This window comes from Microbacterium sp. Kw_RZR3, from assembly GCF_029222405.1.
Classification (GTDB): Bacteria; Actinomycetota; Actinomycetes; order Actinomycetales; family Microbacteriaceae; genus Microbacterium.
The window spans coordinates 16,604-39,257 of sequence record NZ_JARHXC010000044.1; the positions used below are offsets into that span (position 1 = coordinate 16,604).

Genomic DNA, 22,654 nt, shown 5'->3' on the forward strand with positions numbered 1-22,654 from the left:
TTCGATCGGCGCGCTCCACCCCGGCTGCCACCGGAGAAGAGCAGGTCTGCGAGAAGCGCGGCGGGACGCATCCGCCTCGCCGCATCGTCGCGACGACAGTCAACAGCCGTCAACCGTCCCGCGGAAGACTGTTACCGACAAAGACCCCAGGTGTCGGGACGTCGTCACACGCTGAGCGTCACGCGCTGAGCGTCACGCGCTGGGCGGCACACGCTGGGCGCCACACGGACGCGTCACGCCCAGCGGCGACACCACTCGTACATGACGACGGCGGCGGCCGAAGCCGCGTTGATCGAGCGGGTCGACCCGTACTGGGTGATCTCGACGACGGCGGATGCCGCGGCCAGCGCCTCGGCAGAAAGCCCCGGCCCCTCCTGCCCGAAGAGCAGCACGCAGGCCTCCGGGAGGTCGGCACGGTCGACGGGAACCGATCCGTCGACGTTGTCGATCGCGATCACGGGGAGTCCGGCATCCCGCGCCCACGTGGTGAACGCATCGACGTCCTCGTGGTGACGCACGTGCTGGTAGCGGTCGGTCACCATCGCGCCGCGTCGATTCCAGCGGCGCTTGCCGATGATGTGGACCTCGGCCGCGAGGAAGGCGTTCGCGCTGCGGACGATCGAGCCGATGTTGAGGTCGTGCTGCCAGTTCTCGATCGCGACGTGGAACGGATGCCGCTTCGCGTCGAGGTCCGCGACGATCGCCTCCATCGACCAGTAGCGGTACTCGTCGACGACGTTGCGACGGTCGCCCTCGGCGAGGAGCTCCGGGTCGTAGCGCGGATCGTCGGGCCACTCCCCCGGCCAGGGACCGACGCCGTGGGTCGGGACCGGCGGCGTGGGCACGGGCGCAGAGGCGTCGTCGGGATGATCCACCGGTTCAGGCTATCGAGCAGCCCCGCCGGCTCCGGTGTCGCCGGGGGTCACACGAGCCGCCATCGTCTCGATGACGGCGTCCGATGCCGGTGTCTGCATCACGAACTGCGAGAAGAACACCGGCCCGGTCAGCTCGATGAGCAGCCGCTCGGCGTGCTCGCTGCCGACGATGCGGGCGAGGTCGGCGGAACGCCGGGCTGCCGCGGAGCGCAGCGCCCCGGCCGCCATGTCGTCGGTGGGCGCCGAGGCGATGAGGTACGCCATCGCGGCGCGGACGGCCGGGTCGGTGAAGGCCTCCCGCACCCCGCGGAGGAACGCGGTCACCGCCTCGACGACATCGTCACCGGGGCCGACGGGGTCGGGTACCGCGTGCTCGGCGAGCAGCACGTCGGCCACGATCGCCGGTACCGACGGCCAGTGCGCGTAGACGGTCTTCCTCGCGACGCCGGCGACCTCCGCGATGCGCGAGACGGTCAGCTGCTCCGCCGCCCCGTCCGCAAGCAGCGCACGGACGGCGGCGAACACCCTCTCGCGTGTGCGCCGGACGCGCGCGTCGTCCATGTGGGGCTCATCTCTCGGGGGCGGACTCCGGTGGCTGCGTGTTCCCCCTCTCGACGACGACGACGATCGCAGCCGCGCAGACGGCCAGTTCGATGACGGAGGCCTCGAAGAACGCGCTCGTCCCCATGATCGCGCACAACGCGACGATGAGCACGTTCGAACGCGCACGGAGGGTCGGGCGCAGCGCCAGCCACCACACCCCCAGGAAGAACGCAGCCACCGGGACGACCAGGGTGCAGCGCAGCATCAACGGGTCGGCGTGGGCACCGTGCTCGAGCGTGCCCACCGCCACCTCGATCCCGGCCGAGACCGCTCCGGCGGCGGCGAAGATCACGTAGTGAAAGTAGCCGAACACCATTGCGCGTCCGAGGCCGTTCGACAGACGGGTGTGCATCGGGCGAGCGAAGTACACCCACCACATCGCGGCCACCACGATCAGGCCCGAGATCGCGACGACGATCAACCCGGCGAGGTGCTCGGTGTCGCCGAGGGCGGCGATGATCGCGGTGGCCGAAGCGAGGATCGACTCGCCGAGAAGGATGAGCGTGAACAGTCCGAAACGTTCGGCGACGTGATGCGGATGCCACGGCGTCGGGCGCGCGCGTTCAGCGAACGGGGGCACGGCGAACTCGAGCGCCAGCACCGGGAGCACCACCCACGTCCCCACGGACGTCGCGCCGAGGCCCAGCAGGAGGAGCCAGCATGACTGCACCACAGCGATCCCCGCGGCGTAGCGGAGCGCCGTGACGCGGTACTCGGGATTCTGCACGGCGACCCGAAGCCATTGCGGGATGGCGACGAGACGCATCACGAGGTACCCCACGACGAGGAGCGTGATGTCACCCTCGGTCATCGCCGGCACGACCCCGGCCGCGATCACGAGGGCCCCGCCCATCTGGACGAGCGTGGCAACCCGGTAGAGCCAGTCGTCGGTGTCGAACGCCGTCGCGAACCACGTGAAGGTCATCCAAGCCCACCAGATGGCGGCGAAGACGATCAGGTAGCTCAGCGTCCCCTGCCCAGCGCGCCCGTCCTGCTCGAGCTCGTGCAGCGTCGATGCGGCGAAGGACACCGCGACGACGAACACGAGGTCGAACAGCAACTCGAGCGCGCTCGCGGTGCGGTGCGGCTCCGCGGCGTCGCGGGGGCGGAGAGGATGGATGCCGAACCTCCGGAGCCGCTGCTCCGTGAGCGCCGGCGTGCCCCGGCGCGGATGCCGCGCGACGCCGGGGTCGTTGTGCCCGCTCACGTGAACAGGTGTACGGTCTGACCGACGTACGCGGGCTCGAGCAACTCGGACACGAGAAAGCACGCGACATCGGTTCGCGTGAGCGGCCCCATGCGCTCGCGCGGAGCGAGACGAGACTTGGCCAGGACAAGCCGGGGTTGAGGGGTGTTCACCAGCACCGCCGGACGCACCAGAGTCCACGAGGTCCGCGACTCCCGCACGACGGCTTCCTGACGATTCTTGTCCGCGTAGACCGAACGCAAGATGGTCGGACGCACGAGCGCGTCGTACCAGAGCGGGCCGTGGCCCCAGCTGTCGCCCGCCCCCATTCCGGTAACGCAGAGGAGACGGCGAACCCCGCGCTCCCGCATGGCGTGGACGACGTTCCGGGTGCCGTTCTCAAGTAGGTGCGCATCCGAGGCGCGGGGACGCGAGCCCAAGACGCTGATCACGGCGTCGATGCCGTCGAGCGCGGCGACGATGGTTTCGACATCCATCACATCACCCGCGACTACGTCGTCGGTCACCCCCGCGAGCGCGCCTGGCCGACGGGCCAACGCGCGAACGCGAAGCGAGAGCGCGTCGGCCCGCGCCAGCACCGCGCGGCCCATCGGGCCCGTGGCGCCGATGATCAAGGCATGGGGCGTCATTCGTCCTCCTATCCGCCGCCGCGCGGCGTCGTGGGGCGCGCCTTGGCGACGCGCGCGGTGAAGAGTAACAGGGTGTTACCTAAGACACGTACCGATACTTTTCGGCATACCGAAAAATGCACTACATTTTTCGGTATGCCGAAAACGACGGAGGCCGCACCGACTGATCGCCGTCCTGCTCCGCGACGCGTCGCGTGGCTCCTCGGACCCGCCATGGTCGCCGGCGTGGCCTACCTCGACCCCGGCAACGTCGCCAGCAACATGACCGCGGGGGCGAGCTTCGGCTACCTGCTCGTGTGGGTCGTCGTGCTCGGCAACGTGATGGCCTGGCTCATCCAGTACCTGTCGGCCAAGCTCGGCATCGTCACGGGCGAGAGCCTCCCGCAGATCCTGGGGCGCCGACTCGACCGCCGCTGGGCGCGGCGCGCGTACTGGCTCCAAGCCGAACTCGTGGCGATGGCCACGGATGTCGCCGAGGTGATCGGCGGTGCCGTGGCTCTGCACCTGCTGTTCGGCATCCCCCTCGTCTGGGGAGGGGCGATCACGGGCGTCGTCTCGATGCTCCTGCTCGTCGTGCAGTCGCGCCGCGGCGCCCGTGCGTTCGAGACCGTGCTGATCGGCCTGCTGGTGATGATCGCGATCGGCTTCACCTTCGGCCTCTTCTTCGCTCCTCCCGACGCGGGCGGCGTCGTCGCCGGCTTGGTGCCGCGATTCGAGGGGACGAACTCGGTGCTGCTGGCCGCGTCGATCCTCGGCGCGACGATCATGCCGCACGCGATCTACGCGCACTCGGCGCTCAGCCGTGACCGCTTCGCACCGGACGCACCGACCGAGGCGGCGGGCCTCGAGGATGCCCGCGGGATCTCGACCCGGCGACTGCTGCGCGCCACGCGCTGGGACGTCACGATCGCCCTGGCCGTCGCCGGGACCGTGAACCTCGCGATCCTGCTGCTGGCCGCGGCGAACCTCGCCGGGGTGGAGGGCACCGATAGTCTCGAGGGCGCGTACGCGGCTCTGCGCGACGGCCTCGGCCCGGTCGTTGCGACGATGTTCGCGGTCGGCCTCCTCGCCAGCGGCCTGGCCTCGACCTCGGTCGGCGCCTACGCCGGAGCGGAGATCATGCACGGCCTCCTGCGCGTGAGCGTCCCGCTGGTGGCGCGTCGCCTCGTGACGCTCGTCCCGGCCCTGGTGATCCTCTCGGTTGGCGTCGACCCGACGCTCGCGCTGGTGCTGAGTCAGGTGGTGTTGTCGTTCGGCATCCCGTTCGCCCTCGTTCCGCTCGTCGCCCTGACGGCCCGACGCGACCTCCTCGGCGACTATCGCAACCGCGAGATCACGACCGCGGCCGGGATCGTCGCCGCCGTCTTCCTCATCGCCTTGAATGCCGTCCTCCTGTGGCTCGTCCTCACCGGCGGATAGGCTGGCCCGCGTGGAATCGCCCGTAGCCGACGACTATCTCAAGGCGATCTACCACCACACCGAGTGGCAGAACGACCCCATCACCCCCTCACAGCTCGCCGCCGTCCTCGGACTCGCGCCCTCGAGCGTGACCGAGATGGTGAAGAAGCTCGCCGCGCAGGGACTCGTCACGCACCGCCCCTACGGCCCGGTCTCGCTCACCGCCGCGGGACAGCGCCGCGCCGCGGGCGTCATCCGTCGGCACCGCCTCATCGAGACGTGGCTCGTCCGCGAGTTCGGATACGCCTGGGACGAAGTGCACGACGAGGCCGAGGTGCTCGAGCACGCCCTGAGCGACCGCCTGCTCGAGGGCATCGACGCCCGCCTCGGTCGACCCCGCTTCGACCCGCACGGCGATGCGATCCCGGATGCCACCGGCTCGGTCGAGCGCGAACCTTTCGTGCTGCTGTCGGCCGCGGTGCCCGGTCACGCGGGGCGCGTGCTGAGGGTGAGCGACCGCGACCCCGAGCTGCTCCGGGCGCTCGTCGAGCGCGGCATCGACGTGGGGCACGAGCTCGAGGTGGTCTCGGAGTCGACGGTGCGCGCGGACGGCGTCGACGTCGAGCTGCCCGCCGGAGCGGCAGAGTCGGTCTGGCTGACGCGCTGAAGCCCGCGCCGCGGGTTCGCCCCGGCGGTGCGCCGTCATTCGGAGTTCGTGCCGACACGCCGGATGGCGGGCGCCCCGGGGCGGCGTGCCGCCGCCGAACTCCGCCGGACGGCACAGCACACGACGGCCGACCACACCGTGCCCTCACGCGGACTCCGTAACGACACACCGGGTGGCGGGCGCCCCGGGGCGGCGTGTCGCCGACGAACTCCGCCGCACGGCACACCACACGAGCATCTCGAGGCGGGCACCGACACGAACTCCGCCGCACGGCACACCGGGCCGCCGTCCCGACACCACACGAACGGATGCCGAGGACTCGAGGCCCGCGCGGGCGATCCGCGACCGCTACGCTGACCCACACCGGCACCCGGGCCGGCCCGGTGAACACGAGGACCCATGACCCCTCCTGCGCAGGTGCGCCGCCCCGTCGCGGTGACCGTAGCGATCGTGCTGGTGTACATCGGCGGTCTGCTGAACACCGCTCTCGGCGTGCTGGTGCTGTTGTCGCGCTACGAGGTGAGCGCCGATCTCGTCCTGCCGGTGTCGCTGGTCGGGGCGGCAACAATCCTGCTCGGCCTCCTCACGGTCGCGGGGGGCTCAGCGCTCTCGCGCGGCAGTCGACTGGCGCGCATCCTTCTCACGGCGTATCTCTCGGTGCTCGTCGTGCTGCAGGCCGTCGCCATGGCGCTCACCGAGCTCGACCTGACGCTCTCGATCGCGCTGGCCGCCGCCGTGCTGGTGATCGCGGCGCTCTGGATCCCCGGCAACGCGCGGCACTACTTCACCCGCCCGCCCGTCGAGACGCCGGCGACCCCGCTCATCTGAGGCGTCGCCGTACGGCCTCGACGACCAGGGCGCTCACTTCGTGGGTCGCGCCGTTCCCGCGATCGCGGGGCCCTGGGCGAGGAGACGGCGCACGAAACGGCGGTGCGCGAAGCGCACGGCCTCGATCGCCGCAAGGGCGGTGACGACGACCGCCGTGACCAACCACGCGCCGTCCTCACCCGGGTCTTGCAGCTGGAAGAACTCACCCAGCGCCGGGACCGTGAAGATCGCGGTGAGCGCGATGAACATCGCCCCGACCACGAGCACCTTCACGCGCGTGATGGGGCGCGACAGCACCGTGAGTACCCAGATCGCGACGATCGCGAGAATGATCGTCGCCCCGGTGCGCAGCTGCGCGACCGACAACCCGAGATCCATCGCGAGCCGCGTGTACACCGTCAGCGACACCGCGATCACGATGCCCGCTGGGATCGCGAAGCTCAGCGAGCGTTTCAGGAACCCCGGCACGTAGCGCTGCGTGTTGGGGAGGAGCGCGAGGAAGAACGCCGGGATGCCGATGGTGAGGCCATCGGTGATCGACAGCTGACGCGGCAGGAACGGAAACTCCATGACCAGCACGCCGAAGAGCACCGCGAGGCCCGTCGCGTACACGGTCTTGGTGAGGAAGAGCATCGAGACGCGCTCGATGTTGGCGATCACCTGACGCCCCTCGGCGACGACCGACGGGAGGTGCGAGAAGCGCCCATCGAGGAGGACGAGACGCGCGACGGCCTTCGTCGCCGCCGCGCCCGAGTTCATCGCGATGCCGATGTCGGCGGTCTTGATCGCCAGCGCGTCGTTGACACCGTCACCGGTCATCGCCACGACGTGCCCCCGCGCCTGCAGCGCCGTGACGATCCGCTTCTTCTGGTCGGGAGTCACCCGACCAAACACCGTGTGCTCCTCGAGGACGCGTCCGAGTTCGACGTCGTCCTCGGGTAGTCGGCGCGCGTCGTAGCCCTCTGCGACCTCGAGGCCGACCTCGCGCGCGATCGCGGCGACCGTGCGGGGGTTGTCGCCCGAGATCACCCGGACGCCCACGCCCTGTTCGCGGAAGAACGCCAACGCCCCGGCGGCATCCGGACGGACGGCCTCGATGAAGGTCAGAACCGCCACCGGGACGGGCTCGCCGCGGAACCGCTCCGCCGCGACGTCGTCGTCATCGAGGGGCGTCGCGGTGTGGGCGAGCACGAGGGTGCGTCGACCCGACGACGCGAGCCGGGTCACGGCGGCGCCGAGCTCGGTGTCGGCGTCCGCCGCCCGGTCGCCGAAGACCATCTCGGGGGCGCCGAGGATCCACGTGCCCGCCGCGCGTTCGGCGAACGACACCGCGCTCCACTTGCGCGCCGACGAGAAGGGGATGCGGCGCGCGGGCTCGAGCGGGGAATCCACGGGGAAGGGGTCGCGCAGGCACCGCGCGGTCGCGTTGGCGTCGTCGGCCGCACCGTACCACCCGAGGGTCTCTCGCCAGCCGTCGCGCTCCGTAAGGGTGAGCGCATCGTCGAAACGGATCTCGCCCGCGGTCAGCGTTCCGGTCTTGTCGAGGCAGATCACGTCGACGCGCGCGAGGCCCTCGACCGCGGGCAACTCGTTCACGAGCACCTTCTTGCCGGCGAGCCGCGCCGCGCCGACCGCGAAAGCGATCGAGGTCATCAGCACGAGACCGAGCGGGATCATCGCCGTGAGCGCGGCGATCGTATTGACCACCGCCTGCGACCAGGTGCCCTGCTGAAACGCCTCCGTCCACCCGCCGGCGACCATCATCTGCGCGTTCAGCACGAGCAGCCCCACGGGACCGATCCCCCAGCCGACCCACTTCAGGACGCGGTCGATCGAGGTGCGCAGCTCGCTCGACACGAGCTGGAACTTCTTCGCCTCGCTCGCGAACGTGTTGGCGTACGACGCCGCGCCCACGCGGGTCGCGCGCGCGGTGCCGTCTCCGCCGACGACGATCGAGCCCGAGAGCGCCTCGTCTCCGGGGCGCTTGTCGACGGCATCCGACTCGCCGGTCAGCATCGATTCGTCGATCTGCAATCCCTGCGAGGCGACGACGGTCGCGTCGGCGGGGACCTGGTCGCCCGCGCGCAGCACCAGCAGGTCGTCGCGGACGACGTCGCCGGGCGCGATCTCGGCATCGGCGCCGTCTCGCCGCACCCGGGCGCGCGGCGCGTTGAGCAGGGCGAGACGGTCCAGCGCGGCCTTCGCGCGGAACTCCTGCACGCAGCCGATCACCGCGTTCGAGAGCGCCGCGACACCGAACAGGGCGTCCTGCCACCGCCCGAGCAGGAGCAGCACGAGGAAGCACCCGGCGACGATCCCGTTGAACAGCGTGAAGACGTTGGCGCGGACGATGTTCCACGCGCTGCGACTCGTGTCGGCGGCGTACGCGTTGGTCTGCCCGGAGGCGACCCGTTCGGCGACGGCGGCAGCCGTCAGACCGCGAACGTCGTCGGCATCGATACTGTCGGCGGTCGCCTGGTCCATGCGATCACTGTAGGGGTAGCCCCCGACACGCACGCCTCCGATTGCGATGGATTCAGGATGCCGCGCGCCGAACCCGGTCGAAGGGCCACCGCACGTGGGTCGCCGTCTCGCAGTGCTGCCAGAGGTCTGCGCCCAGATCAGCCCCGCGCGATCGGCGCGACGGCGTGGCGGGACGGGGCAACCCGCGCGCGACGAGCGTGGGGCCGTACATCGTCCCGCCCTCCGCCGTCGGATCGACGAGCGCACGCACCAGAGACCACGCGCCCTGCTCTTTCGACTGGGTGATGGGTGCCTGGAGATTGTCGACGAATCGCGACAGACGACTCGGTTCGTTCACACCCCGGATGCCACGCGTCCGGCCGCTCGTGGAGTAGCCGGGGTGGGCGATGAGGCTTTCGACCGGCACGCTGTGCGCGCTCAGGCGACGGTCGGCTTCGAGTCCGAGCGCGGTCGTCGCCGCCTTGGACTGCACGTACGCGCGCCACGGCGCGTAGCCCTCGACGAGTTCGGGATCGGTGGGCACGTGGTTCCACAGCGAGGTCGACATGCTCCCCACCCAGACCATCCGGCCGCGCGCGGCGGCGAGCGGCTTGAGCATCTCGCCGGCGAGGGCGAAGTGTCCGAGTACGTTCGTGGCGAAGACCAGTTCGTGACCGCCGGCGGTCTCGCGCGTCTTCGGCGGGTGCACGATGCCCGCGTTCAGCAACAGGCCGTCGAGGCGCCCTCGCGCGCGAGCGGTCGCGGCGGCTGCCCGCACGGATCCGAGGTTGCTCGTGTCGAGCAGGAGCGTCTCGATCGAGGCATCCGGATTCGCCCTCTTCACGGCCTCTTTCGCGGTCTGGAGCTTGTGCGGGCTGCGCCCGGTGAGCAGCACGTGCGCGCCGGCCGCGGCGATCTGCTCGCACGCGAAGAAGCCGAGGCCGCGCGTGGCGCCGGTGACGAGATAGGTCCGGCCCGAGAGGTCGGGCAGGTTCCGGGGGTCCCAGTCCGCGCGCGTCACCCTCCGACCCTAACGAGAAGAGTCGGCGGCGTCACGGGTGCATTCCCGATTCGGCATACCGGTGCGCGAGAAAAAGTTCGACGCGGGACGTGACGAATCCGTCGCTCGTTGCGTCATCACTGTGAGCACACCCGCTCCGCCGCGAGAACGCAGGGTTCCGCGACGCCGATACACCCCGAGAGGAAATCGATCATGGGACTCGACGACAAGATCAAGAACGCTGCCCAGGACATCGTGGGCAGGGCGAAGGAAGCCATCGGCAACGCGACCGACAACGACCGGCTCGCGGCCGAGGGCAAGCTCGAGCAGACCGAGGCACACGCCAAGAAGGCCGGCGAGAACGTCAAGGACGCGTTCAAATAAGCCGCACGACCGACGGGGGAGCACGGTGGCGGCCGAGCTCTCCCGTCGTCTCTCCCGGTGGCGCTGTCGGAGGTCGCGGCTAGGCTGAGCCCATGCGAACCCGTGCCGAGATCGAGTGCTGGCTCACCGACATGGACGGGGTCCTCGTCCATGAGAACACCCCCGTTCCCGGAGCAGCCGAGCTCCTGGCGCAGTGGCGCGCCGAGGGCACGCCGTTCCTCGTCCTCACGAACAACTCGATCTTCACGCCGCGCGATCTGAGTGCGCGGTTGCGCGCGTCGGGACTCGTGGTCCCGGAGTCGTCGATCTGGACCTCCGCGCTCGCGACGGCCGACTTCCTGAAGTCGCAGATGCCCGGCGGCTCGGCTTTCGTCATCGGCGAGGCGGGCCTGACGACCGCTTTGCACGAGGCCGGGTTCATCATGACCGAGACGGCTCCCGACTACGTCGTGGTCGGCGAGACCCGCAACTACTCGTTCGAGGCGATCACGAAGGCCATCCGCTTCATCCGTGGCGGCTCGCGTTTCATCGCGACGAACCCGGATGCCACGGGCCCCTCGACCGAGGGCGTGCTGCCCGCGACGGGGGCGATCGCCGCCCTCATCACCAAGGCGACGGGCCGCGAGCCCTACATCGTCGGCAAGCCGAACCCGATGATGTTCCGGTCGGCTTTGAACCGGATCGGCGCGCACAGCGAGAACACCGGCATGATCGGCGACCGCATGGACACCGACATCGTCGCGGGCATCGAGGCCGGACTCCACACCGTGCTGGTGATGACGGGGATCAGCGACGAGAGCGAGGTCGAGCGGTATCCGTTCCGCCCCGACGAGATCCTCGGCTCCGTCGCCGAGCTCGTCCGCGACGAGCCGCTCGAGAGCGACCTCGCCGACGGCGAGGACGGGCTCGCCGAGGGTCTCTGACCCACCCCACGCCCGCTCCGTCAGGATGGACGCATGGACGACCGCACCCTCTGGCTGATCACGGCCCTCATCATCACGGCGGGCAGCCTCGTCGCCCTCCTCGTTCAATGGCGACGCTCACGCCATGGCGGTGGTCGGCGCGACCCGTTCGACGGACCGGGCGGGGGCCACGGCGGCGGGCCGGCGTGACAGATTCGCCCCCGTCCGGCACTCGACGGGTGACGCTCTCGCAGGTCGCGGAACGGGCGGGCGTCTCGCGGTCGGCGGTGTCGTTCGTGATGAACGGCCGGACCGACCAGAGACTGTCGGCCGACGTGTTCGAGCGAGTGCGTCGCGCGGCGGAAGAGCTCGGCTACCGCCCCAACCAGACGGCGAAGACCCTGCGTACCGGCCGGTCGGGGACCATCGCGCTCGTGTCGGACTTCGTCAGCAGCACGTCGTACGCCAACGCGATGGTGCGCGGTGCCATGCGGGCTCTGCGCGAGCGCGACATCCTGCTCTTCACCGTCGACACCGAGGGCGACCCCCAGGTCGAGGAGCGCCTGCTTCACAGCCTCTTCGGGCGGGACATCGACGGCGTCATCTACACCTCGATGTTCACGCGAATCGTCGACCCGCCGCCGCTCCTCGCATCGACCCGCACCGTGCTGCTCAACTGCCGCGTGCGCGGCGGAGACGACGTGGCCGTCGTGCCCGACGAAGTCGAGGCCGGCCGCGAGGCGGCGCGCCTGCTCATCGCGGCCGGGCACACCGACGGCATCTGGTTCGTGGGCGACCTGCCACCCGGACGGCGGGGAGGCCTGCTCTGGAACGAGTGGGGCCCACTGGCCCTTCCGGAGCGCCTCGAGGGGATCGAACGCGAACTCGCGTCGTCGGGCCTCTCGCTCGCGGGGCACGCGGCCGTCGACGACGACTGGGATGCCCCGAACGGGCAGCGCGCCGTGGAACGACTGCTGGAGGACGGAGCGCGGCCCTCCGCCCTCATCTGCGTGAACGACGCGGTCGCCGCGGGCGCCTATCGGGCCCTGCACGCGGCCGAATGGCGGATTCCCGACGACGTCTCGGTCATCGGATTCGACGGCAGCCCCCTCGCCGGAATGCTGGAACCCTCGCTCACCTCGATCTCACTCCCCCACGAGGATCTCGGCCGCCGAGCCGCGACCCTCCTCCTGTCGGACGACGCGACGCCGCGCGTCGAGCGCGTCCGCATGCCCGTGCACCTCGGTGCGTCGGTCGGCTCCCCCACGCGCTGAACCCTCGACGATCTTATGCTTTACTCCCTTCGCTATATCGGTATAGCATCCCTCTGTCGGCCACGAAGGGTCGGCCGCTGGCGTCATCGACAAAGGAGTGCGACATGACCCACACCCCTCCCGTCTCTCGCGGGCTCCCCACGCCTGGTGGGTCGGCTTCGTCTGCGGAATGGCGACCTTCGTCGACACCGCGGCGACCACCGGCATCGCCGTCGCGCTCGTCCTGTTCCAATCCATGGCGCCCGGGGCACCCGGACTCACGCCCGATCAGATCGGGCTGCTCACCGGCGTGCTGACCGCGGGCGTCGCGGTGGGTTCGCTCGTCGGCGGCCGACTGGGCGACCGCCTCGGCCGACGCCGCGTATTCCTCGTGACCATGGCGCTCATCGTCGTCGGCTCGCTCACCCCGTTCTTCGGGGTCTCGTTCGAGATCCTCCTCCCCGGCATCGCGCTCATCGGCCTCGGAGTCGGCGCCGATCTGCCGGTCGCCCTCGCGACGATCTCCGAAGCGGCAACCGATCGAAACCGCGGGAAGATCCTGGTCTTCTCGAACCTCCTCGGGGGTTTCGGCATCCTGATGGCCGTTCTGATCGGCATCTTCTACGGCTCGCTGGGCCCCGTCGGCGGACAGATCATGTTCGGCGCCTTCGGCGGGATCGGACTCGTCGTGCTGGCACTTCGTCTGACCATCCCGGAGTCGGCGATCTGGCTCGCCGCCCGCGACGAGCGTCGCGCGGGAGTGCAGACCGTCCGGGCCGAGCGCACGCGCCTGCGGGACTTCGGTCGCACGCCCTACCGCCGCCCCTTCGTGACGCTGCTCGTCTACTACACGCTCGCCTCGCTCGCGATCAGCGTCGCGGGAAGCTTCGGCACCTTCGTCGCGGTCAACGTGGCCGGCATCCCGGTCAACGAGTACCAGGGCTGGACCCTGCTGGCGATGCCCGCCGCGATCGTCGGCGCCGTCTGGTTCATGAGCGTGGCCGACACCCGGTTCCGCATGAACTGGTTCGTGATCGGCGCCGTGGGCGTCGTCGTGGCCAACCTCGTTCCGGTCGTGTTCGGGTTCACTCTGCCCGCGTTGATCGTCTCGGTCGTCGGGTCGACGTTCGCCGGCGCGTTCTGCTTCGAGACGATCATGAAGGTGTGGACGCAGGAATCGTTCCCCACGATGATGCGCTCCACCGCCCAGGGCACGATCTACGCGGTCGCACGCTTCGCGACCGCCGGGCTCAACGTCGTGACCCCCGCCCTGCTCGCCCTGAACCCGTCGGGCGTGTACGTCGGCGTCTCGATCGTCGCGGCGCTCGGCTTCCTGATCGGTTGGATCGGATTCCGGCGCGCCACGCGATCGTCCTTCGACGTCGAGAGTGAACTCGTCGCCGACGCGTCCGCGACAGACCGCCCCGCGCCCGCCACGCCGGCGACCGCCTGAACCCGGAAGTCCTCGATGATCCTGCAGCCCTTCGACGTCTCCGCCCGTGGTCTCGCTCTGCGCGGCGTGCACTACCGACCCGATCGCGACGGCGACGCGCCCACCGTCGTGCTGTTCCACGGCTTCGGAGGCTCGCGGGTCGAGACGACCGGGGTGTTCGTCACCCTGGCCCGTGCCCTCACTGCGCGCGGGCTCGGGGTGGTCGCTTACGACCGCGCCGGGCACGGCGAGAGCGACGGCGACTTCTTCGACACGACCGTCTCGGGCGACATCGCCGACGCCCACCTCGTGCTCGAGGCCGTGCGTCGGAGGGAAGGAGTGGATGCCGAGAACCTCCACCTCGTCGGGATGAGCCTCGGCTCGGTCGTGGCATCCGTCGCCGCCGCCTCGAACGAGCACGCCTTCCGCTCTCTCACGATGTGGTCCACCGCGGCGCTGTTCGTCGACGAGATCAGCGGCGGCACCCTGCAGGGACGCTCGCTCGAGGGCCTCGACCGCGACGGCTTCTTCGACTTCCTGGGGATGCGGCTGGGGCCGGCGCTGCGCGACGACGCCGTGACCTTCGACGTCTACGGTCGGGCGGCCGGCTACGACGGTCCGGTCCTGCTGCTGCACGGGACGGACGACTTCATCCCCGTCTCGTACGCCGAGCGCTACCTCGCGGCCGACGTCTTCGGCGACCGCGGCGAACTCGTCGTCGTCGACGGTGCCGATCACGGGTGGGCGCAGCTTCCGCAGCGCGACGACCTGATCGCGCGCACCGTCGCCTTCATCACGGCGAACGTCCGATGACCGCCCGGGGCGAGGTCGTCGCTCTCGACGGCGGCCGCGTGCGGATCGTCGGGCACCTCGACACGCTGCGCGACCGCGGCATCCGTCCGGTGCGCATCCCCGTCGCGGCCTGGCCGCAGTTCCCGCCCGCCGGCGAGAACCTGCGCGCAGTGTCGATGCAGGCGAGCGGCGTCCGCATCGCCCTCGTCACCGCGGCGACCCGCATCGAGCTGCACGTGGTGTGCACGCGCTTTCAGGTGCAGGACTTCCTCGGTGCGCGCAACGCGTTCGTCGCCGAGATCGACGAGAAGCGGCACGCTCATGTCGAGTCGCCGGTGAACGGCATCCTCCACGTGCCGCTCAGCGCCGACGCGCAGCGCACCGAGGAGTTCTCGCCGTCGTCGGTCGTCGTGTTCGACGACCTCCCCGAGGGCGAGAAGACCGTGACGGTGTGGCTTCCCCAGGGCATGATCGTCGATCTCCTCGACGTGCGGGCGAATCGGCCGATCGAGGCTCCGGGGCCCTCGACGCGTCCGGTGTGGGTGCACCACGGCAGCTCGATCAGCCACGGAGTCGAGACGCCGCTGCCCACCGGCACCTGGCCCGTCGTCGCCGCCCGCACAGCCGACCTCGACGTGATCAACCTCGGCTTCGGGGGCCAATGCATGCTCGACCCCTTCGTCGCCGACGCCATCGCCGCGACCCCCGCGGACGTCATCTCCCTCAAGGTCGGCGTGAACATCGTGGGCGCCCGGTCCATGGATCAGCGCACCTTCGCGCCGGCGCTGCACGGCTTCCTCGACCGGGTGCGGCGGGGGCATCCCGAGACGCCGATCGTCGTGGCATCCTCGATCCTCTGGCCCGAGAGCGACGAACGTCCCGGCCCCTCCGACGTGGAGTTCCTCGACGACGGCATCCGATGCTTCACCGCGGGAGACCCGGCCGACATCGCGAAGGGCGCGCTCACGCTCGCGGAATCGCGGCGTCACATCGCGGGAGTCGTCCGCACCCGCGCGACCGCGGACGAGGCGATCCATTACCTCGACGGGCTGGCGCTCTACGGCCCGGAAGACGTCGCCCGCTTCCCGCTCCCCGACGGGCTGCACCCCGACGAGGCGCTGTACCGCGAGATGGGCGCGCGCTTCGCGGCCCTGGCGTTCGGCCCCGACGGGCTCGTCCCGCGCGAGAGCCTCGGCGACTGAGCCGTTACTGCGGCTGGAGGCCCAGGTCGTCGAGATCGATGGATGCCAGCCACTGCAGGCCCTCCGCCTCGATCGCGGCCTGAGCACCGGTCTTGCGATCGACGATCACGGCGACGGCGACGACCTCGGCGCCCTCGCGGCGCAGGGCTTCGACCGCCTTGAGCGCCGACTGGCCCGTCGTGGAGGTGTCTTCGACCACGACGACGCGCTTGCCCTTCACGTCGGCGCCCTCGATCTGGCGGCCGCGGCCGTGGTCTTTCGGCTCCTTGCGCACGACGAACGCGTCGAGCGGGTGGCCGGCGTGCACCGACTCGTGCATGACGGCGTTCGCGATGGGGTCGGCGCCGAGGGTGAGGCCGCCCACGGCGACGACACCGTCGAGATCCTTAACGAGGTCGAGCACGAGACGGCCGATCGCGGGAGCCGCCCGGTGGTCGAGGGTGAGCTTGCGCATGTCGACGTAGTACGTCGCCTTCTTGCCGCTCGAGAGGGTGAAGTCGCCGTGGAACACCGCCTCGTCCTTGATGAGGCCGATGAGGGCCTGGCGGTCGGCTTCGAGCTCGGGCGTTGAGGCGGCGGTCACGGCGTCGATTCTATTGCCCCGTGCCGGCGCGGCCGAGGGATGTCGCGGCGCGGGGGTTCGGCATCCGTCCGGCCGGGAATGTCGCGGCGCCGTGCTTCGGCATCCGTCCGGCGGAGTTCGTCGGCGAAACGCCGCAGCCGCGCCGCCTCGAGCGGCGTCTCGGGCACGAACTCCGCGCGACGGCACGGGCCCGACGCGACGGCACGACAGCCCAGCCCACCCACCCCGCACGAGACCGACGATGTCCCCGCCCGAAAGTAGGCTGGATGCCATGCGCCTGGCCACCTGGAACGTCAACTCCATCCGCGCCCGCGTCACCCGCACCGTCGAGTTCTGCGTGCGCGAGCACATCGACGTGCTGGCGATGCAGGAGATCAAGTGCAAGACCGAGCAGTTCCCCTACGCCGCGTTCGAAGAAGCCGGGTATCACGTCGCCGCGCACGGGCTGAACCAGTGGAACGGCGTCGCGATCGCCAGCCGCGAGCCTCTCGAAGACGTCGAGATCGGCTTCCCGGGCATGCCCGGCTTCGAGAAGGGCAAAGAAGGGCCCGACCTCCCGCAGGAGGCGCGCGCGATCGGCGCGACCGTCGACGGCGTGCGGGTGTGGAGCCTGTACGTGCCCAACGGTCGCGGGCTCGACGACCCGCACTACACCTACAAGCTCGACTGGCTCGAGAAGCTCCGTCAGTACACGGCCGAGACGCTCGCGGAGAACCCCGACCTGCCGCTCGCGCTGACCGGCGACTTCAACATCGCCCCGACGGATGCCGACAACGGCGACCCCACGGTCGTCGAGGGTGCGACCACCCACGTCTCTCCGCCCGAGCGTGCTGCCTTCGCGGCCTTCGAGTCCGCGGGACTCACCGACGTCGTCCGTCCGCTCGTCCCCACCGGCTACACGTACTGGGATTACAAGCAGCTGCGCTTCCCCCGCAACGAGGGGCTGCGCATCGACTTCATCCTCGGGTCGCGCGCGTTCGCCGACGCGGTGCAGGGCGCCGAGATCCACCGCAACGAGCGGAAGGGTGAGGTCCCGAGCGATCACGTCCCCGTCGTCGCCGACCTCGACCTGACGGATGCCGGAGACGACGACGATCTGCCGATGATCTTCGGCTGACACGGGTACCGGCTCGCGCGCAACCGACGCGTTCGACGATTACCGGTGGCATCCGGCGCACAGAACCGGAAACGCGTCGTAGATCCGGACGCATCGCGTGGATTCATCCGAATCTGACGCCGGTCTCCGGATCCACGACACCGGTGCGCCACCCGGCCGTGCGTTCCGACGCGAGTGCCAAGGCGGGGCCGAGGCGAACCCCGACCCCGCCGTCGCGCGGGCGTCAGACCGAGGGCACCTCAGCGGGAGCCGTGCGCTGGATGAGCGTCACCAGCGCCTCGATGATCGAGCGGAGGAACGCGGCGGTGCCCTCGTCGGTCACGGTACCGTCCTCTTCGAAGAGGCCGGGGGTCGACTGGATGTAGCCCTCGGGCTGGCCCAGGACCAGGGCGTTGTAGTGCAGGAGCACGGAGCGCAGGTGCTGCTGGCCCGCGGCGGTGGCGATGCCGCCCTGCGAGGTGCCGATCACCGCGGTCGGCTTGTCGTTGAACGACGCCTCGCCGTAGGGACGCGCCGACCAGTCGAGCGCGTTCTTGAGCACGCCGGGGATCGAACGGCTGTACTCGGGGGTCACGACGAAGACGCCGTCGGCATCCTCGATCGCCTTCTTGAAGTCCTTCGCGACCTCGGGGAAGTTCCCGTCGTAGTCGGGCGAGTAGAAGGGGAGGTCCTTGATCGGGATCTCCTTGAGCGTGACGCCCTCGGGGGCGACCTTCTCGAGGGCCTTCGCCAGGCGGCGGTTGATCGAGGTGCTGGAGATGCTTCCGACGATGTAGCCGATCGTGTAGTCGGTCACGGTGATCCTCTCTGGGGACGAAGGGCGGCGAGCGCCCGGTACATTCACGTGCAAGCATCGAGGGTGAACCTGTATTCCCCCTCCTCTTGACTCCGTCCCGCGGGGGATGCAGGCGTCGGCGGCTCCCCGTAGCGTGGAGGAATGCCACCGCTCACCCGCACGTTCACCCGCGCGCAGCAGCGAAACGACATCGTGCTCGCGGTGGTGCTGCTGCTGGGCGGGCTGCTCAGTGCGGTGCTCTCCGCGGTCTCGGGGCTGTACGGCGACAAGCAGGCGCCGCTCGCCCTCGCCGTGGGGTACGTCTTCGTGCTCGCGGTGCCGATCGCGTTCCGGCGGCGATGGCCTTCGATCACGGCCGTCATCGTCTCGTTTGCGTACTTCCTGGCGGTGACCCTGCGGATCCCCGAGATCTACGCCGGGAACATCGCGATGTTCATCGCGCTGTACACCGTGGGCGCGTGGGAGCAGAACCGGCGGCGCGCGACGATCGTCCGCATCGCGATCATCGTGGGCATGTTCACGTGGCTGTTCGTCGTGATGTTCCAAGACGCGACCCAGCCCATCGACCCGTCCGCCGAGGGCGCGTTCTCGCGCGCGGGGGCCTTCTCTCCGTTCGTCGCGTACCAGTTGCTCATGATCGGCGTGAACGCGCTGTTCTTCGGCGGCGCCTATTACTTCGGGAACCGCTCGTATCAGCAGATGAGCGAGCGGGCCGCCCTCGAGGAGCGGACCGCCGAGCTCGAAGCCGAGCGCGAGGTGACGGCGGCGCAGGCCGTCGCGCTCGACCGCGTGCGCATCGCGCGCGAACTGCACGACGTGGTCGCGCACCACGTGTCGCTCATGGGCGTCCAAGCGGGCGTCGCGCGAACGCTGCTGTCAAAGGACCCCGACAGAGCGCGCGAGGTGCTCGCGGGTATCGAGGGCTCCGCCCGCACGTCGCTGCACGAGTTGCGGCAACTGCTCGAGACGCTCCGCGCCCCCGGTAGCGAGTCCGACCCCGACACCGCGCCGACCACGCACGGGCTGACCTCGATCGCCGCGCTCGTCGACGAGGCGACCGCCGCGGGTCTTCCCACCACCTTCACCGTGATCGGCGAACCCGCGCATGATCCGCCCCCTCTCGTGCAGGTGAACCTGTACCGCATCGCGCAGGAAGCGCTCACGAATGCGCGTCGGCACGCCGGTCCCGGCGCCACCGCCGACGTGCGTCTGCGGTTCGATCCGGATGCCATCGAGCTCGAGGTCTCGAACACGGGACGCGCAGGCTCGAAGACGCCTGGGCTCGGTCAACTGGGCATGCGCGAACGCGCGGGGGTCTCGGGCGGCACGATCGAGATCGGCCCGCGCTCGCGGGGCGGCTACCTCGTGCGCGTGCGCGTCCCGGCCGCGCAGAACGAGGTGGCCCATGTCTGAGCTCCGAGTCCTCCTGGTCGACGACCACGCGATGATGCGCGCGGGCTTCCGCACGATCCTCTCGCTCGAAGACGACATCACGGTCGTCGGCGAGGCCACGACCGGTCGCGAGGCGATCGCCGCGGCGGCGGAGCTGCACCCCGACGTGATCTGCATGGACGTGCAGATGCCCGACATGGACGGCCTCGAAGCCACCCGTGTTCTGGTGGCGGACCCCGCGGTGGATGCCGCCGTCCTCATCGTCACGACCTTCGACCGCGACGACTACCTCTTCGCCGCGCTGTCGGCCGGCGCGAGCGGGTTCCTGCTGAAGAACGCCGGCCCCGAAGAGCTGGTCTCGGCGGTCCGCATCGTCGGCGCCGGAGACGCCCTGCTCGCGCCCGAGGTCACCCGCCGCGTCATCGAGCGCTTCGCCTCGGGAGGGTCGCCCGAGCCCGCGGCATCCGTCCCTCCCCCGCTCACGCTCGCGGAACCTCTGACCGAGCGCGAGTCGGAGGTTCTGAGACTCGTCGCCGAGGCGCTCAGCAACGCCGAGATCGCGGCGCGACTGTTCATCGGCGAGGCGACGGTGAAGACGCACGTGTCGAACGTGCTGCAGAAGCTCGGAGCGCGCGACCGCGTGCAGGCCGTGGTGTTCGCGCACCGGCACGGCCTGGCCTGACGGCGCCCGGTCCCTTCGACAGGCTCAGGGACCTTCGACAGGCTCAGGACCCCCACGGGCCGAGAACCGGCGAACCGAGGTGGCTGAGCCCGTCGGCCTCTCCGGCACGCCCGAGGGTCCGCGCGGGAGGTGGCTGAGCCCGTCGAAGCCACGGCGAGCCGGGACGCCGGTCCCTTCGACAGGCTCAGGGACCTTCGACAGGCTCAGGGACCTCCACGGCCGAGAACCGGCGAACCGAGGTGGCTGAGCCCGTCGAAGCCACCGGGGGATGCGCAGGTCGACGCCCTCCCCCGCGCGGCGGAGGCGACGACCCCACCCGCGGCGGAGGTGCCGTGGCATCCGGATCCCTAGCGTGGGAAGCATCGAGAAGAAGGGATGCACCGTGCTCCAGTTGGACGGCATCACCAAGAGCTACGGCGGTCGCCGCGTGCTCGACGACGTGAGCTTCACCGTCGCCCCCGGGCGGCTGACGGGGTTCGTCGGCGGCAACGGCGCCGGCAAGACCACGACCATGCGCATCGCCCTCGGCGTGCTCGGAAAGGACGCCGGTTCGGTCGTGCTGAACGGCTCGCCCGTCACCACGTCCGACCGCCGCCGCTTCGGCTACATGCCCGAGGAGCGCGGGCTGTACCCGAAGATGAAGGTCGCTGAGCACATCGCCTACCTCGCGCGGCTGCACGGCTTCGGCAAGGCCGAGGCGACCGCCAAGGCGACGGCCCTTCTCGAGCGCCTCGGACTCGGCGAGCGCCTCGGCGACCTCGTCGAGACGCTCTCGCTGGGCAACCAGCAGCGCGCGCAGATCGCGGCATCCCTCGTCCACGAGCCCGACGTGCTCATCCTCGACGAGCCGTTCTCGGGCCTCGACCCGCTCGCCGTCGACGTCGTCGCCGGGGTGCTGCAGGAAAAGGCGGCCGCGGGCGCCGCGGTGCTGTTCTCGTCGCACCAGCTCGACGTCGTCGAGCGGCTGTGCGACGACCTCGTCATCATCGCCGGCGGCACCATCCGCGCGGCCGGGACCCGCGAGGGTCTCCGGGCCGAGCACGCCACGCACCGCTACGAACTGGTGTCGCGCGGCGACGCCGGGTGGCTGCGCGACGAGTCCGGCGTAACGGTCCTCGATTTTGACGGCGGCTACGCCCTGTTCGACGCCGCCGACGACGCCTCGGCCCAGCGCGTTCTGCAGGGTGCCGTCTTGCGCGGCGACGTCGTGAGCTTCGCTCCGCAGAGACCTACCCTCGCCGAGATCTTCAAGGAGGTCATCCAGTGAGCACCACGACCCCGACCACGCACCGCGCCCCCAGCGACCTGCAGAGCATCTGGCTCGTCGCCGAGCGCGAGATCGGCTCGAAGCTGCGCAGCAAAGCGTTCGTCATCTCGACGGTGATCCTCGTGCTCGCGGCCCTCGCCTCGGTCGTCTGGGGCGGTTTCGCCGCGAACAACCTCTCGGGAAGCGGCATCCCGGTCGCCGTCACGGCGCAGACGCAGGCGGCGGTCGAGGGACTCGACGGACTCGAGGTCACCGTCGCCGACAGCGACGACGCGGCCACGGCCCTCGTCGAGGACGGGACGGTGGATGCCGCCCTGGTGTCGGGCTCGACGGATGCCTCGTTCGACTACACCGTGGTCGTGAAGGACTCGGTGCCCTCGACCCTTCTGCAGATGCTCAGCGAGACGCCCCCCGTTCAGGAGCTCGAGCCGGGAGCCGGCGCGGCGAGCGCGCTGCGCTACTTCATCGCCCTCGCGTTCGGGCTCGTGTTCCTCATCGCGGCGTCGACCTTCGGCGGCACGATCGCGCAAAGCGTCGTCGAAGAGAAGCAGACGCGGGTGGTCGAGATCCTCATCTCGGCGATCCCCGTGCGGGCGCTGCTCGCGGGAAAGGTGCTCGGCAACACGGTGCTCGCGATGGCGCAGATCGTGCTGCTCGCCGCGGTGGCCGTGATCGGGCTTGCCGTGACCGATCAGGCCGGAGTGCTCAGCGCTCTCGGCGCGCCGATCGCCTGGTTCGCGATCTTCTTCCTCTTCGGGTTCGTGCTGCTGGCGTCGCTGTTCGCCGCCGCGGCCGCGATGGTCTCGCGTCAGGAGGACATCGGGGCCACCACGACCCCGATCACGATGCTGATCATGGCGCCGTACTTCCTCGTGATCTTCTTCAACGACAACCCCGTCGTGCTGACGATCATGTCGTACGTGCCGTTCTCGGCACCGGTCGGGATGCCGCTGCGCATGTACCTCGGTGACGCGCAGTGGTGGGAGCCGGTGCTGTCTCTGCTGGTGCTCATCGCGTCGTGCGTCGCGGCGATCGCCATCGGCGCGCGGATCTACCAGAACTCCCTCTTGCGGATGGGAGCGCGCGTGAAGCTCGCGGAGGCGCTGAAAGGCTGAGGGCAGCGCGGGGGCTTTGGGCGGAGGGGGCTGAGGCCCGGCGGGCGGAGGGGGCTGAGGCCGTCAA

24 protein-coding genes are annotated in these 22,654 nt (G+C 70.3%); 15 read left to right on the forward strand and 9 right to left on the reverse strand.

The features are described from left to right. Nucleotides 1-233: 233 nt before the first annotated feature. From P2P98_RS01920 to P2P98_RS01935, 4 genes are read right to left on the reverse strand one after another with little or no spacing between them, the layout of a single operon-like run. On the reverse strand, nt 234-875 hold the full coding sequence (locus P2P98_RS01920) for a TrmH family RNA methyltransferase (protein ID WP_275796654.1): 642 nt from the start codon (nt 873-875) through the stop codon (nt 234-236). 9 nt (nt 876-884) lie between these two features. After that, nucleotides 885-1,436: a TetR/AcrR family transcriptional regulator gene (locus P2P98_RS01925; RefSeq protein WP_275796656.1), complete on the reverse strand. Its 552-nt coding sequence runs from the start codon at nt 1,434-1,436 to the stop codon at nt 885-887. Nucleotides 1,437-1,443: 7 nt separating this feature from the next. Next, on the reverse strand, nt 1,444-2,685 hold the full coding sequence (locus tag P2P98_RS01930; protein ID WP_275796658.1) for a low temperature requirement protein A: 1,242 nt from the start codon (nt 2,683-2,685) through the stop codon (nt 1,444-1,446). Next, the gene (locus tag P2P98_RS01935) at nt 2,682-3,314 is read right to left on the reverse strand and encodes an NAD(P)H-binding protein (RefSeq protein ID WP_275796660.1); all 633 of its coding nucleotides are present in this window, start codon (nt 3,312-3,314) and stop codon (nt 2,682-2,684) included. Before P2P98_RS01935 ends, P2P98_RS01930 begins: the two co-directional genes overlap by 4 nt. Before the next feature lie 135 nt (nt 3,315-3,449). Between P2P98_RS01935 and P2P98_RS01940 the strand changes: the two genes are divergently transcribed. From P2P98_RS01940 to P2P98_RS01950, 3 genes are all read left to right on the forward strand, one after another. Beyond that, nucleotides 3,450-4,733 carry an Nramp family divalent metal transporter gene (locus P2P98_RS01940; protein ID WP_275796662.1) on the forward strand — a complete coding sequence of 428 codons (1,284 nt, stop codon included), beginning with the start codon at nt 3,450-3,452 and terminating at the stop codon, nt 4,731-4,733. A gap of 10 nt (nt 4,734-4,743) precedes the next feature. Next, entirely contained in the window at nt 4,744-5,379 is a 636-nt protein-coding gene (locus tag P2P98_RS01945; protein ID WP_275796664.1) for a metal-dependent transcriptional regulator, read from the forward strand. A 399-nt stretch (nt 5,380-5,778) separates the two neighbouring features. Continuing rightward, on the forward strand, nt 5,779-6,207 hold the full coding sequence (locus P2P98_RS01950; RefSeq protein ID WP_275796666.1) for a hypothetical protein: 429 nt from the start codon (nt 5,779-5,781) through the stop codon (nt 6,205-6,207). 33 nt (nt 6,208-6,240) lie between these two features. Here the strand turns inward: P2P98_RS01950 and P2P98_RS01955 are convergent, their stop codons facing one another. Then, nucleotides 6,241-8,691: an HAD-IC family P-type ATPase gene (locus tag P2P98_RS01955; RefSeq protein ID WP_275796668.1), complete on the reverse strand. Its 2,451-nt coding sequence runs from the start codon at nt 8,689-8,691 to the stop codon at nt 6,241-6,243. A 52-nt stretch (nt 8,692-8,743) separates the two neighbouring features. Further along, the gene (locus tag P2P98_RS01960) at nt 8,744-9,691 is read right to left on the reverse strand and encodes an SDR family NAD(P)-dependent oxidoreductase (RefSeq protein WP_275796670.1); all 948 of its coding nucleotides are present in this window, start codon (nt 9,689-9,691) and stop codon (nt 8,744-8,746) included. A 192-nt stretch (nt 9,692-9,883) separates the two neighbouring features. Between P2P98_RS01960 and P2P98_RS01965 the strand changes: the two genes are divergently transcribed. The 7 genes from P2P98_RS01965 to P2P98_RS01995 all read left to right on the forward strand — a co-directional run bounded on the left by P2P98_RS01965 (nt 9,884) and on the right by P2P98_RS01995 (nt 15,635). Next, nucleotides 9,884-10,054 carry a CsbD family protein gene (locus P2P98_RS01965; protein WP_275796672.1) on the forward strand — a complete coding sequence of 57 codons (171 nt, stop codon included), beginning with the start codon at nt 9,884-9,886 and terminating at the stop codon, nt 10,052-10,054. A 92-nt stretch (nt 10,055-10,146) separates the two neighbouring features. After that, nucleotides 10,147-10,977, forward strand: a complete 831-nt coding sequence (locus P2P98_RS01970) for an HAD-IIA family hydrolase (RefSeq protein WP_275796674.1) — start codon at nt 10,147-10,149, stop codon at nt 10,975-10,977. Between the two features lie 33 nt (nt 10,978-11,010). Continuing rightward, nucleotides 11,011-11,166, forward strand: a complete 156-nt coding sequence (locus P2P98_RS01975) for a hypothetical protein (RefSeq protein ID WP_275796676.1) — start codon at nt 11,011-11,013, stop codon at nt 11,164-11,166. A 29-nt stretch (nt 11,167-11,195) separates the two neighbouring features. Continuing rightward, nucleotides 11,196-12,230: a LacI family DNA-binding transcriptional regulator gene (locus P2P98_RS01980; protein WP_275796678.1), complete on the forward strand. Its 1,035-nt coding sequence runs from the start codon at nt 11,196-11,198 to the stop codon at nt 12,228-12,230. A 97-nt stretch (nt 12,231-12,327) separates the two neighbouring features. Further along, nucleotides 12,328-13,662, forward strand: coding sequence for an MFS transporter (locus tag P2P98_RS01985; RefSeq protein ID WP_275796680.1), 1,335 nt, complete (start codon nt 12,328-12,330; stop codon nt 13,660-13,662). Between the two features lie 15 nt (nt 13,663-13,677). Further along, nucleotides 13,678-14,454, forward strand: coding sequence for an alpha/beta fold hydrolase (locus P2P98_RS01990; protein WP_275796682.1), 777 nt, complete (start codon nt 13,678-13,680; stop codon nt 14,452-14,454). Further along, complete coding sequence (locus tag P2P98_RS01995; RefSeq protein WP_275796684.1) at nt 14,451-15,635, forward strand: GDSL-type esterase/lipase family protein; 1,185 nt, start codon at nt 14,451-14,453, stop codon at nt 15,633-15,635. The genes P2P98_RS01990 and P2P98_RS01995 overlap by 4 nt, the downstream gene beginning before the upstream one ends. Before the next feature lie 4 nt (nt 15,636-15,639). Here P2P98_RS01995 and pyrE read toward each other — a convergent pair whose 3' ends face one another. Both pyrE and P2P98_RS02005 read right to left on the reverse strand, forming a co-directional pair. After that, on the reverse strand, nt 15,640-16,218 hold the full coding sequence (gene pyrE, locus P2P98_RS02000; RefSeq protein WP_275796686.1) for an orotate phosphoribosyltransferase: 579 nt from the start codon (nt 16,216-16,218) through the stop codon (nt 15,640-15,642). Beyond that, entirely contained in the window at nt 16,215-16,385 is a 171-nt protein-coding gene (locus P2P98_RS02005; RefSeq protein ID WP_275796688.1) for a hypothetical protein, read from the reverse strand. Before P2P98_RS02005 ends, pyrE begins: the two co-directional genes overlap by 4 nt. Before the next feature lie 104 nt (nt 16,386-16,489). Here P2P98_RS02005 and P2P98_RS02010 point away from each other — a divergent pair, with 104 nt between their 5' ends. Next, a complete protein-coding gene (locus tag P2P98_RS02010) occupies nt 16,490-17,335 on the forward strand; it encodes an exodeoxyribonuclease III (protein WP_275796690.1) in 846 nt (281 codons plus the stop codon). A gap of 223 nt (nt 17,336-17,558) precedes the next feature. On the opposite strand, the gene P2P98_RS02015 is transcribed toward P2P98_RS02010, so the two are convergent. Then, the gene (locus P2P98_RS02015) at nt 17,559-18,131 is read right to left on the reverse strand and encodes an NADPH-dependent FMN reductase (protein ID WP_275796692.1); all 573 of its coding nucleotides are present in this window, start codon (nt 18,129-18,131) and stop codon (nt 17,559-17,561) included. A gap of 141 nt (nt 18,132-18,272) precedes the next feature. On the opposite strand from P2P98_RS02015, the gene P2P98_RS02020 reads away from it, so the two are divergent. From P2P98_RS02020 to P2P98_RS02035, 4 genes are all read left to right on the forward strand, one after another. Next, complete coding sequence (locus P2P98_RS02020; RefSeq protein WP_275796694.1) at nt 18,273-19,544, forward strand: sensor histidine kinase; 1,272 nt, start codon at nt 18,273-18,275, stop codon at nt 19,542-19,544. Continuing rightward, the gene (locus tag P2P98_RS02025) at nt 19,537-20,205 is read left to right on the forward strand and encodes a response regulator transcription factor (protein WP_275796696.1); all 669 of its coding nucleotides are present in this window, start codon (nt 19,537-19,539) and stop codon (nt 20,203-20,205) included. The genes P2P98_RS02020 and P2P98_RS02025 overlap by 8 nt, the downstream gene beginning before the upstream one ends. Before the next feature lie 382 nt (nt 20,206-20,587). Further along, complete coding sequence (locus P2P98_RS02030) at nt 20,588-21,472, forward strand: ATP-binding cassette domain-containing protein (RefSeq protein ID WP_275796698.1); 885 nt, start codon at nt 20,588-20,590, stop codon at nt 21,470-21,472. Beyond that, on the forward strand, nt 21,469-22,587 hold the full coding sequence (locus P2P98_RS02035; protein ID WP_275796700.1) for an ABC transporter permease: 1,119 nt from the start codon (nt 21,469-21,471) through the stop codon (nt 22,585-22,587). The genes P2P98_RS02030 and P2P98_RS02035 overlap by 4 nt, the downstream gene beginning before the upstream one ends. Nucleotides 22,588-22,654: the final 67 nt, after the last annotated feature.

Excerpts from the sequence above, each read along its gene's own strand:
- P2P98_RS01925 (WP_275796656.1), bottom strand. The coding sequence starts at position 1,436 with ATGGACGACGCGCGCGTCCGGCGCACACGCGAGAGGGTGTTCGCCGCC.
- P2P98_RS01935 (WP_275796660.1), bottom strand. The coding sequence starts at position 3,314 with ATGACGCCCCATGCCTTGATCATCGGCGCCACGGGCCCGATGGGCCGC.
- P2P98_RS01940 (WP_275796662.1), top strand. The coding sequence starts at position 3,450 with ATGCCGAAAACGACGGAGGCCGCACCGACTGATCGCCGTCCTGCTCCG.
- P2P98_RS01950 (WP_275796666.1), top strand. The coding sequence starts at position 5,779 with ATGACCCCTCCTGCGCAGGTGCGCCGCCCCGTCGCGGTGACCGTAGCG.
- P2P98_RS01955 (WP_275796668.1), bottom strand. The coding sequence starts at position 8,691 with ATGGACCAGGCGACCGCCGACAGTATCGATGCCGACGACGTTCGCGGT.
- P2P98_RS01965 (WP_275796672.1), top strand. The coding sequence starts at position 9,884 with ATGGGACTCGACGACAAGATCAAGAACGCTGCCCAGGACATCGTGGGC.
- P2P98_RS01970 (WP_275796674.1), top strand. The coding sequence starts at position 10,147 with ATGCGAACCCGTGCCGAGATCGAGTGCTGGCTCACCGACATGGACGGG.
- P2P98_RS01975 (WP_275796676.1), top strand. The coding sequence starts at position 11,011 with ATGGACGACCGCACCCTCTGGCTGATCACGGCCCTCATCATCACGGCG.
- P2P98_RS01990 (WP_275796682.1), top strand. The coding sequence starts at position 13,678 with ATGATCCTGCAGCCCTTCGACGTCTCCGCCCGTGGTCTCGCTCTGCGC.
- P2P98_RS01995 (WP_275796684.1), top strand. The coding sequence starts at position 14,451 with ATGACCGCCCGGGGCGAGGTCGTCGCTCTCGACGGCGGCCGCGTGCGG.
- P2P98_RS02010 (WP_275796690.1), top strand. The coding sequence starts at position 16,490 with ATGCGCCTGGCCACCTGGAACGTCAACTCCATCCGCGCCCGCGTCACC.
- P2P98_RS02020 (WP_275796694.1), top strand. The coding sequence starts at position 18,273 with ATGCCACCGCTCACCCGCACGTTCACCCGCGCGCAGCAGCGAAACGAC.
- P2P98_RS02025 (WP_275796696.1), top strand. The coding sequence starts at position 19,537 with ATGTCTGAGCTCCGAGTCCTCCTGGTCGACGACCACGCGATGATGCGC.